This is a genomic window from Yersinia sp. J1, from assembly GCF_050586585.1.
Lineage (GTDB): Bacteria > Pseudomonadota > Gammaproteobacteria > Enterobacterales > Enterobacteriaceae > Yersinia > Yersinia entomophaga.
The window spans coordinates 47,297-60,884 of sequence record NZ_JBOBDP010000001.1 but is presented as its reverse complement, the minus strand read 5'-3'; the positions used below and the strand labels follow the sequence as shown (position 1 = coordinate 60,884).

Here is a 13,588-nt window from a genome sequence, read left to right as displayed (position 1 = left end):
TTAACACCCATGGTTATAAATAGCCTTCAGTGTGTGAAATAGATCACAAACTCGGCCCCACAGTAGGGAAAGAAACCTCAGCCTCATGTTTACTTCATGGCAACGAAAGAAAGCATCGATTTCAACAAATAAGCTATTCAGATTTACTTTCGCAGCAAAACAGGATGTTCGTACTCTAGGTGAGAAAAATGAATCGTACCGATGGTGACAACAATCAGGAATTATTGCAGCAACTGAAAAATATTGTTGGTGAGAGTTACCTTCTGACAAAAGAGCGACAAACCAAACGTTACCGGACCGGATTCCGTTCGGGTCAAGGGGAAGCTCTGGCCGTTGTTTTCCCCGCAACGCTAATGCAGCAATGGCAAATACTGCAAGCCTGCTTGGCCGCAGATAAAATCATTATTATGCAGGCAGCCAATACAGGCCTGACGGAAGGATCCACTCCCAGTGGAAATGATTACGATCGCCAGATTGTTATTATCAACACGCTGCGACTCAATCAGATTCAGTTATTGAATAATGCCGAACAGGTGATTGCTTTCCCCGGCAGTACGTTGAATGAACTGGAGAAACGCTTAAAACCCTTTGGTCGCGAACCCCACTCCGTTATTGGCTCATCCTGTATCGGTGCTTCGGTTATTGGCGGCGTTTGCAATAATTCCGGCGGTTCACTAATACAACGTGGCCCGGCTTATACGGAAATGGCACTTTTTGCTCAGATAAATGAGCATGGCGAACTTCAATTAGTTAACCATCTTGGTATCCATCTGGGTGACACGCCGGAAGATATTCTTTGGCGTTTAACCCGTGCCGATTATGGCCCGGAAGATATTGGTCATGGCGAGCAGAAAGCCTCGGATCATGATTATGTTGAACGAGTGCGAGATGTGGATGCCGATACGCCGTCGCGTTTTAATGCTGATAAACGGCGCTTATTTGAAGCCTCCGGCTGCGCAGGAAAGCTCGCAGTTTTTGCCGTCCGTTTAGATACTTTCCCAGCGGAGTCTCAGCAACAGGTATTTTATATTGGCACCAATGACACCAAGGTGCTGACAGAATTACGTCGTACTATTTTACGTGATTTTAAACACTTACCGGTTGCAGGAGAATATATGCACCGGGACGTTTTTGATATCGCCGAAATTTATGGCAAAGACACTTTTATCATGATCAATTCTATGGGTACGGATAAGATGCCGACTTTCTTTACCCTAAAAGGAAAGATCGATGCCCGACTGAATAAAGTTCCTTTTTTGATCAACAATATCACCGATCGTGTCATGCAGGGCTTCAGCCGTATTTTGCCTAGCCATCTTCCTAAACGCCTGAAAAGCTACCGAGATAAATATGAACATCACCTGATGCTGAAAATGTCCGGTCAGGGAATAGCGGAAGCTAACGAGCATTTACGTCGATTTTTCGCAACGGCGGAAGGTAACTATCTGGTTTGCACCGCTGACGAAGGAAAGAAGGCCTTTTTACATCGTTTTGCCGCCGCCGGTGCAGCAGTTCGTTACCATTCAGTTCATAGCGATAAGGTCGAAGATATATTGGCTTTGGATATTGCTCTGCGCCGCAATGACGATCAGTGGTTTGAAACCTTGCCTGAAGAAATAGACCGCCGTTTGGTAGCAAAACTCTACTATGGTCATTTTATGTGTCACGTTTTCCATCAGGATTATATTGTCAAGAAAGGCGAGAGTCCGCAGGAAATCAAAGATAAGATGTTAGAAATTCTGCAGGCGAAAGGCGCTGAATACCCCGCCGAACATAATGTTGGCCATCTCTATTTGGCTAAACCTGAATTAAAGGCTTTTTATCAGGCAATAGATCCAACCAACAGTTTTAATCCAGGGATAGGAAAAACCTCAAAACATAAGTGCTGGCGTTAGTAAGGTTTGAGCTATCTTTCAGTCAAGTCTTAAAAATCAGTATGATTGGTAAGAAGTACCGCGAAATGGAAAAAGATAAACTATAGTGAGATCACATTGCCAGCCTGGGTTGGCGTTATTTTCACTCTCTTTGAGGGGAAACAAATGAAGATTATATTATGGATTATCGCGATAATTTTTATTGTCGGCCTGCTGACTATTACCGGTGTCTTCAAGCTTATTTTTTAAAGTTGGTTGAATTCGCGGTTATCCTACCGCGAATTCATTTTAATCCGTTAAACACCTGCATCCTGCGTATTCCTGCCTCTTAATCTTCTATCATTCAGATACTTTCGCTAAACGTCCCTGAGCATCTTTTTGCTGTCGATAACTTTTAGCCGCACCTGGAATGGGCGCTGCTTTGCCGGTTTCAAGCCAACTGCGTAATCGGTTAGCATCAGCAAAATGCGTATATTTACCAAAAGCATCTAATACCACCAAAGCGACCGGACGATTATTAATGACCGTGCGCATCACCAGACAATGCCCCGCCTCATTAGTAAAACCCGTTTTTGTCAGCTGAATATTCCACTTATCGTTATAAACCAGATGATTGGTATTACGGAAAGGTAAGGTGTAATTCGGATTACGGAAAGTCGCCATTTTTTCAGTAGAGGTACTCAACTGACCAATGAGCGGATACTGCTTACTGGCCAGCAGCAACTTACTGAGATCGCGCGCAGTAGAAACGTTCTGGGTTGATAGCCCTGTCGGTTCTACAAAATGGGTATGGGTCATGCCTAAGGATTTGGCTTTAGCATTCATAGCAGCAATAAATGCACTATACCCACCGCGATAATGGTGAGCCAAACTGGCCGCGGCGCGATTTTCGGATGACATTAATGCCAGTAATAACATGTCCTTACGGTTTATTTCGCTATTGACTCTCACTCGCGAAAATACACCTTTTAATTCTTTAGTTTGATGAATATCAACTGAAATAATCTCATCAAGCGGCTGTTTGGCATCCAGAGCCACCATCGCGGTCATCAGTTTAGTGATTGAGGCAATGGGTACTACGTGGTCAGGATTATTACTATAAATAACTTTGTTGGTTTTTAAATCGACAACCATCGCGCTGCCAGAGGCTAACTCCAACGGAGCTGCCTGTTGTACGCCAGCACTGGTGGTGGCGAAACTCGTCACAGGAACGCTCAAGGCCGTAGCCGATAAAATAAACAGACTTAATATTGATAAACGTATTTTCACATGCATATGGATTGGCTTAGGTGACGTGGGTTGGACTCCAAGCAGTATAAGTTACCCATATAAACTGCGCATCAGACATTCTTTAAATCATTGTTACAAAGATTTAAAAGGGTCGCTTACGATTATTGACAATCGCGCGACTAACATAAAAAAACGTTGTCTGAATATCGTTAATTTCCATTAGTTATTCTAATAGCAAAGAAGATATAGCCTTATTGAAAGTTAAGTTATTCCTAGATGAACATTAAACAAAAAAACAAATCTAAGTTAAATTAAGTCACTATTTCCATTTATAAAAAACACATTTAAACAATCACTAAACAGAAAGGAGAAAGCACTTGAACACAGACGCGTAATTATAATAATGACAAATTGATTTGCAATTATAAGAGTAAGGTTAGTTCTAAATGACATATGGCAGTGACGATAACTACAAGACCGGCGCAATATTATTTATATTAATTTACAGCGTAATATGGATTGCGATCTCATCTAATCTAGATCCGGCTGTTCCCTACGATGCCGTAGAGTCCCTGAATTGGGCGAATAGCCTCGAATTTGGCTCACCGAAAAATCCCTATATCGTTGGCGCAGTTACGGCTATAGGTCTACTCATCAACCCACTGATAAACCTTGCGTTATATTGGTATGTTTCGCATTTTACCGTTATTGCCGTCGGTTTATGGGGTGTTTTCCTTCTGAGCCGAAGACTGTTTGGCAGTTACAAAATCGCATTTTTCTCTATGCTCGCGCTAAATTTATCTGGCGTTATCAATTTTGATATAATTTCTTATAATGACAATTATCTACTTGTGATGTTTTGGCCGTACTTATTCTTATTTTTCGTTAAATCTATTTATGATAATAAAGCTTACTGGTATGCCTTAGCTGTCGTTTGCGGGTTAGCCGCCATGTCAAAATACTCCAGCTTTGCATTTTTTCCGTTTATGCTTATTTATGCCTTCTCGACGAAAAAAGGACGAGAATCCTGCAATAGCAAAGAGTTCTATCTTTCGTTATTACTATTTTTACTTATTATCGCCCCCAATATTTTTTGGCTTTATCAGCACGACTTTGCCGCCTTCAATTGGGTTGATTCACAAATAAACGCGGGACTTAACAGTAAAGTACTGGTTTCCGCTCTTGTGGTTTTCTACCCCATTATCATCATCATTCTGCTACTCAAAATGCTGAATGCCACATTGGTACAGCCGGACTCAGACGAAAAGAAAGCCGTTCTTTTCGTGTTTACCCCGCCACTTATACTGATATTCGGCTATTTCCTGTTTAACAGCGGGGGACGAATCACCGAATGGTTACAGCCTTTTACCGTATTATCCCCAGTTATCGCTCTTTGCTTCCTTAATGTCGAACGAGTGAAATCCTGGCGAGGCATCAATCTATCTCTGTTAATTGTCGCGGCTGCGGTTTGTCTGGGTTACGCGACAGTGTTGTATAAAGATATTCGCGGCGCAGGCAGCAAATTTAACTATATCCAACCGCTAAGCGCCGAAATTAATCAAATCTGGCGAGATAAATATCAAGTTCCACTTCGCTACGTCGGCGGTGGCTATTTCTCACAGTGGCTGACTTTCTACGCCCCAGACCGTCCCCTTATGGCGGAAAAATGGTCTAATAATGAAAAACCTAATCTCTACACCCCCAATATTTCAGAAAAAGAGATTTCCCAAGCCGGTGGTTTATTTCTGAGTTCGCTGAATTCTTCCTGTCAGGATGCTGATTTTCAGCATGTTCTGCGTTCCTTCCCAGGCTTGCCTATTTCCGAGATGAATGACTATGTTTTTGTTACCCGGCAGGGAAAAGAAATGAAGTGGTGCCTAGCTTTTGTCTCGCCCGCAGAACAATCTTCACAATAAAGGATACGTACTGACTCAGCCCATGGTTATACCATGGGAAAAAGTCATCGCTAGCGGCAAAAAAGCTTATGCTTGGCACATCAAGCAAAGCATAAAGAAAAGGCACAATACAATGATGCTTCATCAGCACCCGAAAATCGCTACCACGGTGGAAAAACGGGCCATTCAGGTTAGTAATCTGGATAACAAACAGCTAAGTTCAGCCCCTGAGAACCTAAGCACAATGTCAGGATTACAACAGCTCAGCCTGTACAATAACTGCCTGACAGCGTTTCCCGAAGAGATTATCTCATTGCAGAAGTTGCAGGTACTTAATTTATCCTGCAACAACATTCCATCGATACCGGCCAGTATCGGCGAATTATCGTCGCTTTGCATGTTAGATCTCGGTCATAACCGTATACAAAACCTCCCTCAAGAACTCGGGAGGTTAAAACAGCTGGAATATCTTTATATCAGCGATAATCATCTGAGTGATTTGCCCGCAACTTTGGCTGAGCTACAGCATTTGACCTATCTAAATGTGACCGATAATCAGCTGGAAGAAATTCCCTCAGCTATATTTTCTCTCTCAGCATTGAAAGAGCTTCGACTGTATAACAATGCGATTAGAGCTATACCTTCGGCCATAGGGCACCTTCATCAGATACAAGAGTTGCATTTGATGAAGAATAAAATTGCTTCAATCGCTCCTGAAATTGCCGCCCTGAAGCAACTACACGTGCTGGATATTTCAGATAATTGTCTGGATTATTTACCTAATGAGTTTTGTGTCCTGCCCCAGCTAACTGATGCTAATTTTCGCTTTAATCAACTCTCCCAGCTACCAGAAAACTTTGGCGCACTGAAAAATCTGCACAGTCTGGATTTACGCGCCAATAAACTTTCCACCCTGCCGGAAAGCTTCTCAGAATTGAGCCAGTTAAAGCGCTTGGATTTACGCTGGAATAACTTCTCCGAATTGCCAGAAGTACTCGCCCCGTTTATTGCACGAGGCTGTCTGGTACATATCTGATATTGTTTGCTGGAAGGAGGCGTTTCACGTAGCAGGGGTTTTGTTCGGGTCAATGTTATGCCGTTAGCAAAAATCCGTTAACGGCATATAGCTTGCGCGATGTCCTGCGAGGTTTTCAGCGCGCGAATTTCAGTAAATAGCTCGGTAGCTTCGTCATATTCTTTACGTAAATATCCTAGCCACTGCTTAATTCGGGCTACGTGGTACAGACCGGTGTCACCCTGCTTTTCCAGATGAACATATTTTTGCAGCAGCTTCACCACCTCGGGCCAAGGCATTCGAGGTTCGTTATATTTCACCACCCGACTCAGGTTCGGGACATTTAACGCGCCGCGCCCTAGCATCACCGCGTCACAGCCGGTCACTTTGATACATTCCTGCGCGCTGGCGTAATCCCAGATTTCGCCGTTAGCAATAACAGGAATAGTGAGCCTGCGACGTATATCACCTATCGCCTGCCAGTTAATACGATCGGCCTGATAGCCCTCTTCTTTGGTTCGCCCATGAACCGCCAGTTCAGTGGCTCCAGCCTGCTGTACAGCATCGGCAATTTCGAACTGACGATCGCTCGAGTCCCAACCTAAACGGATTTTTACCGTCACAGGTAAATGAGCGGGCACCGCTTCGCGCATCGCTTTAGCCCCTTGATAAATCAGCTCAGGATCTTTCAGTAAAGTCGCCCCACCGCCGCTACCGTTGACCAGCTTTGACGGGCAACCGCAGTTCAGATCCACGCCGTAGGAACCGAGTTCGACCGCGCGTGCGGCATTTTCAGCCAACCATTCTGGGTATTGGCCTAATAATTGAATACGAACTAATGTGCCAGACGGAGTGCGGCTTTGATGATGCAACTCAGGGCATGAACGATAGAAGGATTTGGCTGGCAGCAACTGATCGACCACTCGCAAAAACTCGGTGATACAGAGATCGTAATCATTCACTTCGCTTAATAATTCGCGAACCAGTGAATCCAGAACGCCTTCCATCGGTGCCAAAAGTACCCGCATGACCTGATTACCTGCCTGCTGAAAAATAAGGTGGGAATATCTGCATCAAAATACCCCCTAAAAAAGACCGGCAATGATACGAGCGAACCTTGCGACAAGACAAGAAATAACGCGAATTTAGCCCGGAATAGCCGAATTTAGGACAAAAAAAACCGCTCGGCAATGAGCGGTTTTCCCTAAGCTCGAACGATTTACTCGCCCGGTTTACGGCTGCGCGGACGTGATGAAGGTGGCGCTGAACGGCGCTGACCGTCACCCTGACTGCGAGGTTTGCTGCTGTTGCCGCGGCTATCACCACGGCCGGCAACTGCACCGCCCTGTGAGCGGGTGGCACTGCCACGGCCCATACCAGGACGGGAAGCACCGCGTCCCTGACGACCGTTTTGGATCGGCTCAGCTCTGATGCTTGGGTCCGGCTCGTAGCCTTCAAGTGCGATACGTGGAATTTCACGTTTCAGCAGACGCTCGATATCACGCAGCAGTTTATGCTCATCGACGCAAACCAGAGAGATCGCTTCACCGGTACGTTCCGCGCGGCCTGTACGACCAATACGGTGCACGTAGTCTTCCGGTACGTTTGGCAGCTCATAGTTAACAACGTGCGGTAACTGATCGATATCCAAGCCACGAGCGGCGATATCAGTCGCTACTAATACGCGGATTTTACCGTCTTTAAAGTCGGCCAGCGCGCGAGTACGAGCGCCTTGACTCTTATTACCATGAATAGCGGCGGCAGTAATGCCGTCTTTATTCAATTGTTCTGCCAAATGGTTAGCACCGTGTTTGGTTCGGGTGAACACCAATACCTGCTGCCAATCCTGGCTGCCAATCATCTGAGAAAGCAGTTCCCGCTTGCGGTTTTTATCCACAAAATGAACGCTTTGGGTGATTTGCTCAGAGGCAGTGTTACGACGCGCCACTTCAACGGAAGCTGGGTTGTGCAGCAATTTACTGGCCAGCCCTTTGATTTCGTCGGAGAAGGTCGCAGAGAACAGCAGGTTCTGGCGTTTTGCAGGCAATTTAGCCAACACGCGACGAATATCGTGAATAAAGCCCATATCCAGCATACGGTCGGCTTCATCCAGCACCAAAATTTCGATTTTAGACAAATCAACCGCGTTCTGATGTTCCAGATCCAGTAAACGGCCCGGAGTAGCGACCAGAATATCGACGCCTCCGCGCAATTTCATCATCTGCGGGTTAATGCTCACACCGCCAAAGACCACCAGCGAACGTAATTTAAGGTACTTGCTGTACTGTTCGACGTTTTCGCCGATTTGTGCAGCCAGTTCACGCGTTGGGGTTAAAATCAGGGCACGTACCGGACGGCGGCCTTTGATCGGCTGCGCGGTATCATTGAGCATTTGCAACAGCGGCAAGGTGAAACCAGCGGTTTTACCAGTACCGGTTTGAGCGCTGGCCATTAAATCACGGCCTTGCAGCACTACAGGGATCGCCTGACGCTGAATTGGCGTCGGCACGAGGTAGCCCTGCTCTTCAATTGCACGCAGGATATCGGCGTTTAAGCCGAGAGTATCAAATGACATATTACGAGAAACTCCAGATCTTCCCCATCCTAACAATTCAGTCAGGTGCAGTTTCAAGGGAAGATGATCAGACGAGGTATTAAATGAGGCTTTACCACGAGGATTGGCACAAACTGCAGTGCACCATTGAGGCGGATTATATCAGATTTTTGTGAAAACATGAGATATTTAAACAATCAGATGAATTTATAGGTAAAAACTGTAGAAAAATTGCCTTACGCCAGTCAAAGATCCTTTCCTATTCCCCATCTTTACAGGCCTATACTTATGGCCTAAAGTTAATCATATGATTGATTAATTTATTTCCAGCCTAACCATAAGGCTTTAGCGTAAATTCATTCTATCCATAAGGGAGACTTTATCATGCCCCATTCCAACGTTCCGGTAACGTTGCGCGGTGAACAGGCACGGCAACAGTTACTGCGCGCCGCCACCGAGCTGTTTGGGGAATTGGGTTTGAAAGGAGCGACCACTCGCGATATTGCCCAGCGAGCAGACCAAAATATTGCTGCTATTACCTACTACTTTGGTTCCAAAGAAAAACTCTATCTGGCGGTAGCGCAGCAGATTGCGGATTTTATTCGTCAGGCTTTCGTGCCTCTGGCGGCCGAAATTGACCAGTTTTTGCAAACGCCGCCATCCGAGCAATGCGCTGAACGACAGTTACATTATGTGCGACAGGGTGTGCTGCAATTCAGCCATTTAATGACTCAGCCGGAAACCATTAATCTGAGCAAAATTATGGCTCGGGAACAGCTTTCCCCTACCGAAGCCTATCCATTGATTCATCAACAGGCGATTGCCCCACTACACCATAAACTTAATTTATTGTTGGCGAATTACATTGGCGCTGACGCTCTTGCTACCAAAACCATCATTCATACCCATGCATTATTGGGCGAAGTATTGGCATTTCGCATGGCGCGGGAAACCATACGCTATCAGGCGGGTTGGAACGACATTGGCAATGCCGAAAATAAGTTAATAAATCAGGTACTTATCGAACATATCAACCTTCTTCTCAACGGGCTGCGGCATCAGGCGGCGCAGCAATAATTACATGTTTGCAGGTAGGGAATGTTATGAATCGCAAGAGTATTGCAGTGATAGTCGTCGTTATCGCCGTCATTGCGGCGGCACTATATGGATGGAGCTACTATCGCCAACAGCAAAATGGAACGCTCACTCTGTATGGCAACGTTGATATTCGCACGGTGAATCTGGGCTTCCGTGTCGGCGGTCGTCTGGCCTCACTGGATGTCGATGAAGGCGATAAAATCCAGCCGGGTCAACGTCTTGGTCAGTTGGATGAGGGCCCGTATAACAATGCGTTAAATCAGGCGAAGGCTAATCTTGCCAGCGCGCAAGCGCAGCTCGCGCTGTTGAAAGCCGGTTATCGAGCGGAGGAAATCGCACAGGTAAAATCCGAAATGGCGCAAAAAGTAGCAGCCTTTAACTACGCCGATAGCTATTTAAAACGTCAGCAGGGTTTGTGGTCAAGAAAAGCCACCTCCGCTAACGAGTTGGAAGATGCGCGTACGTCACGTAATCAGGCGCAGGCTGCGCTGCAAGCGGCCAAAGATAAACTGGCCCAATTCCTGAGCGGCAATCGCCCGCAGGAAATTGCTCAGGCTGAAGCCAATGTCGCACAGGCGGAAGCTGAGCTGGCGCAGGCTCAATTAAACCTGTATGACACCACGCTAACCTCACCTTCTGCCGGGACTATTTTGACCCGGGCCGTTGAACCGGGCACCATTTTGTCTGCCAGCAACACCGTATTCACCCTGTCGTTAACCACTCCGGTCTGGATTCGCGCCTATGTGGATGAGCGCCATTTAGGTCAGGCAATACCGGGCGCGGAAATCGAAGTGTATACCGACAGTCGGCCCAATAAGCCGTATCACGGTAAGATAGGTTTCGTTTCTCCAACCGCGGAATTCACCCCGAAAACCGTTGAAACGCCCGATTTACGCACCGATCTGGTCTATCGCCTGCGCATTATTGTTACCGATGCCGATGAAGAATTGCGTCAGGGTATGCCGGTGACTATTCGCTTCTCACAACCTTAATCGAGAGGCATTGTCATGGCTGAAGTACAGCATTTGATTACTCTGGATGGGGTAGAGAAAACCTTCCCTGGACTGGATCATCCTGCCGTGGCCAGTTTAACCACGGAAATACGCAGCGGTGCAGTTACCGGATTGGTAGGCCCGGATGGCGCAGGGAAAACCACTCTGCTGAGAATGCTAGCCGGACTGTTGAAACCCGGCAGTGGCCAGCTTTCAGTGGTAGGTCTGGACCCAATTAAAAACGATCGCCAGTTGCATTCAATTCTTGGTTATATGCCGCAAAAATTCGGGTTATACGAAGATTTGACGGTGATGGAGAACCTGACGCTGTACGCCGACCTGCGCGGTGTCACCGGCGAGCAACGACGTCAGACTTTTGATCGTCTACTCAGCTTTACCGATCTGACGCGCTTTACCGATCGATTAGCCGGAAAACTGTCCGGAGGGATGAAGCAAAAACTCGGTTTAGCCTGTACTTTGGTCGGCCAACCTCAGGTTTTACTGCTGGATGAACCGGGCGTGGGGGTTGATCCTATTTCCCGCCGAGAACTGTGGCGCATGGTGCACGAACTGGCCAGTGACGGCATGCTGATTCTTTGGAGTACTTCCTATCTGGATGAAGCCGAACAGTGCCGTGAGGTGCTGCTGCTTAACGAAGGTAAATTGCTATACAGCGGTGCACCTCAAGATCTTACCCAACGTATGAGCGGCCGCACTATTCTGCTGTCGGCGCAAAACGGCACCAACCGAAAACTGTTACAGCGGGCATTAACGCTACCGCTGGTCAGCGACGGAGTCATTCAGGGTAAATATGTCCGTTTGATTCTTAAACCCGATGCCGATCGCCAACAGCTCTTGCAGCAGTTAAACCAGCCAACCACTGAGATTCAAGAGGCCGATCCGCGCTTTGAAGATGCTTTTATCGATCTGCTCGGCGGTGGGCCAGAAAGTGAATCCGCTTTAGCGAAAATCATGCCGACGGTCAGCGGCGATCACACTGAAACCGTGATTGAAGCTCAGAGGCTGACGAAAAAATTTGGCGATTTTGCCGCAACAGATCACGTTGATTTTCAGGTAAAACGCGGTGAAATCTTTGGGCTGCTCGGCCCTAACGGGGCGGGGAAATCTACAACATTTAAAATGATGTGTGGGCTATTGGTTCCCAGTGAAGGTAAAGCGCTGGTACTGGGCATGGATTTGAAAACCAGTTCAGGCAAGGCACGCCAGCATTTGGGCTATATGGCACAAAAATTCTCGCTGTATGGCAACCTGACCGTCGCGCAGAATCTGAAGTTTTTCTCCGGTGTTTATGGCCTGCAAGGCAAGGTACAGCGGGATAAAATCCGTGATATGACCGAAGCCTTTAACTTTACGTCGATTCTCAATCAAACGCCGGATTCTCTGCCGCTAGGGTTTAAACAGCGTTTGGCACTGGCTTGCGCACTGATGCATGAACCAGACATTCTGTTTCTGGACGAACCCACGTCCGGGGTCGACCCTCTGACTCGCCGCGAATTCTGGTTACATATCAATGGCATGGTTGACAAAGGCGTCACCGTCATGGTCACCACGCACTTTATGGATGAAGCAGAATATTGCGATCGTATCGGTCTGGTTTATCGTGGGAAAATCATCGCCGCCGGAACGCCAGATGAGCTGAAACAGCAGGTCGCCCGCGACGATAACCCTAATCCTTCCATGGAACAGGCATTTATCGAGTTAGTACAAAACTACGATAAGGAGCAGAGCCATGTCTGAGCACCCTGCCGCTCCGATAGATAACAGCGAAACCTATCAGGATACCGGTTTTTCCTGGCGACGCCTGCGAGCGTTGTGCCGCAAAGAAACCCGACAAATTTTACGCGATCCCAGTAGTGGCCTGATCGCTTTTGTCATCCCAATCATGCTGCTTTTTATATTCGGCTACGGTATCAATCTGGATTCCAGCAAACTACATGTCGGCATTTTGATGGAGCAGCAAAGCAAGCCGGCACAGGATTTGGCCAACGCCTTTACCGGCTCGCCTTATATTGCCGCCCAAATCAGCGATAACCGTCAGGCGCTGATTCAGGCAATGCAAGCAGGGAAAATTCGCGGGCTGATCGTTATTCCCAATGATTTTGCCCAACGGCTGGATCGCCCATTAGATACGTCTCCAATTCAGGTGATTACCGACGGCAGCGAGCCTAATACGGCCAACTTTGTGCAAGGTTATGCGCAAGGAATTTGGCAAATCTGGCAGCAACAACAATCGCAAAATCTAGGGCAAACCAACGCACCACTGATTGATGTGCAGTTGCGCTATTGGTTTAACCCAGCGGCAATTAGCCAGCACTTTATTATTCCCGGTGCGATTACCATTATTATGACGGTAATCGGGGCTATTTTGACCTCGCTAGTGATTGCCCGCGAATGGGAGCGCGGAACCATGGAAGCCCTGCTCTCCACGCAGGTTACGCGTAACGAGCTATTGCTTTCCAAGCTTATTCCCTACTACTTCCTCGGTATGATCGCCATGGTGCTGTGTATGGCGGTCTCGGTATTTATCCTCGGGGTGCCTTATCGCGGCTCTCTGTGGATTTTATTCGTCATGACCAGCCTGTTTCTGGCCAGCACTTTAGGCATGGGGCTGCTGATTTCTACCGTGACTCGCAACCAGTTTAACGCAGCCATGGTGGCGCTGAATGCGGCATTTCTGCCATCAATTATGTTGTCCGGTTTTATTTTTGAGATCGATAGTATGCCTGCGATAGTCCGGGCCGTGACTTATATCATCCCCGCTCGTTACTTCGTCAGCAGCCTGCAAACCCTGTTTTTAGCCGGAAATATCGGCACAGTGCTGTGGATTAACCTGTTATTCCTGATCGCTTCGGCCATTGTGTTTATCGGCCTGACGGCGTGGAAAACCCAACGCCGACTCGACTGAGCAA

Annotated in this window: 10 protein-coding genes; 7 read left to right on the top strand and 3 right to left on the bottom strand. The window is 47.2% G+C overall.

The genetic code is table 11. The features are described from left to right. The first annotated feature begins 188 nt into the window (after nucleotides 1-188). Nucleotides 189-1,895 (top strand): D-lactate dehydrogenase, encoded by a 1,707-nt coding sequence (dld, locus tag ACQ4OC_RS00265; protein WP_064512631.1) that lies wholly within the window; start codon nucleotides 189-191, stop codon nucleotides 1,893-1,895. 318 nt (nucleotides 1,896-2,213) lie between these two features. On the opposite strand, the gene pbpG is transcribed toward dld, so the two are convergent. Continuing rightward, entirely contained in the window at nucleotides 2,214-3,149 is a 936-nt protein-coding gene (pbpG, locus tag ACQ4OC_RS00260) for a D-alanyl-D-alanine endopeptidase (RefSeq protein ID WP_064512630.1), read from the bottom strand. A 401-nt stretch (nucleotides 3,150-3,550) separates the two neighbouring features. On the opposite strand from pbpG, the gene ACQ4OC_RS00255 reads away from it, so the two are divergent. Both ACQ4OC_RS00255 and ACQ4OC_RS00250 read left to right on the top strand, forming a co-directional pair. Next, nucleotides 3,551-5,020 (top strand): glycosyltransferase family 39 protein, encoded by a 1,470-nt coding sequence (locus ACQ4OC_RS00255; protein WP_430970827.1) that lies wholly within the window; start codon nucleotides 3,551-3,553, stop codon nucleotides 5,018-5,020. 112 nt (nucleotides 5,021-5,132) lie between these two features. Continuing rightward, nucleotides 5,133-6,035: a leucine-rich repeat domain-containing protein gene (locus tag ACQ4OC_RS00250; protein WP_064512628.1), complete on the top strand. Its 903-nt coding sequence runs from the start codon at nucleotides 5,133-5,135 to the stop codon at nucleotides 6,033-6,035. Between the two features lie 77 nt (nucleotides 6,036-6,112). On the opposite strand, the gene dusC is transcribed toward ACQ4OC_RS00250, so the two are convergent. Both dusC and rhlE read right to left on the bottom strand, forming a co-directional pair. Beyond that, nucleotides 6,113-7,042, bottom strand: a complete 930-nt coding sequence (dusC, locus tag ACQ4OC_RS00245) for a tRNA dihydrouridine(16) synthase DusC (RefSeq protein WP_064512626.1) — start codon at nucleotides 7,040-7,042, stop codon at nucleotides 6,113-6,115. A gap of 191 nt (nucleotides 7,043-7,233) precedes the next feature. Continuing rightward, nucleotides 7,234-8,589 carry an ATP-dependent RNA helicase RhlE gene (rhlE, locus tag ACQ4OC_RS00240; protein ID WP_120806820.1) on the bottom strand — a complete coding sequence of 452 codons (1,356 nt, stop codon included), beginning with the start codon at nucleotides 8,587-8,589 and terminating at the stop codon, nucleotides 7,234-7,236. A 363-nt stretch (nucleotides 8,590-8,952) separates the two neighbouring features. On the opposite strand from rhlE, the gene cecR reads away from it, so the two are divergent. The 4 genes from cecR to ACQ4OC_RS00220 are packed head-to-tail and all read left to right on the top strand — an operon-like array spanning nucleotide 8,953 to nucleotide 13,584. Further along, nucleotides 8,953-9,645 (top strand): transcriptional regulator CecR, encoded by a 693-nt coding sequence (gene cecR / locus ACQ4OC_RS00235; RefSeq protein ID WP_430970826.1) that lies wholly within the window; start codon nucleotides 8,953-8,955, stop codon nucleotides 9,643-9,645. Nucleotides 9,646-9,671: 26 nt separating this feature from the next. After that, the gene (gene hlyD, locus ACQ4OC_RS00230) at nucleotides 9,672-10,658 is read left to right on the top strand and encodes a secretion protein HlyD (RefSeq protein ID WP_120806821.1); all 987 of its coding nucleotides are present in this window, start codon (nucleotides 9,672-9,674) and stop codon (nucleotides 10,656-10,658) included. A 15-nt stretch (nucleotides 10,659-10,673) separates the two neighbouring features. Continuing rightward, complete coding sequence (locus tag ACQ4OC_RS00225; RefSeq protein WP_064512619.1) at nucleotides 10,674-12,416, top strand: ATP-binding cassette domain-containing protein; 1,743 nt, start codon at nucleotides 10,674-10,676, stop codon at nucleotides 12,414-12,416. After that, the gene (locus ACQ4OC_RS00220) at nucleotides 12,409-13,584 is read left to right on the top strand and encodes an ABC transporter permease (protein WP_430970825.1); all 1,176 of its coding nucleotides are present in this window, start codon (nucleotides 12,409-12,411) and stop codon (nucleotides 13,582-13,584) included. The genes ACQ4OC_RS00225 and ACQ4OC_RS00220 overlap by 8 nt, the downstream gene beginning before the upstream one ends. The last annotated feature ends 4 nt before the right edge of the window (nucleotides 13,585-13,588 follow it).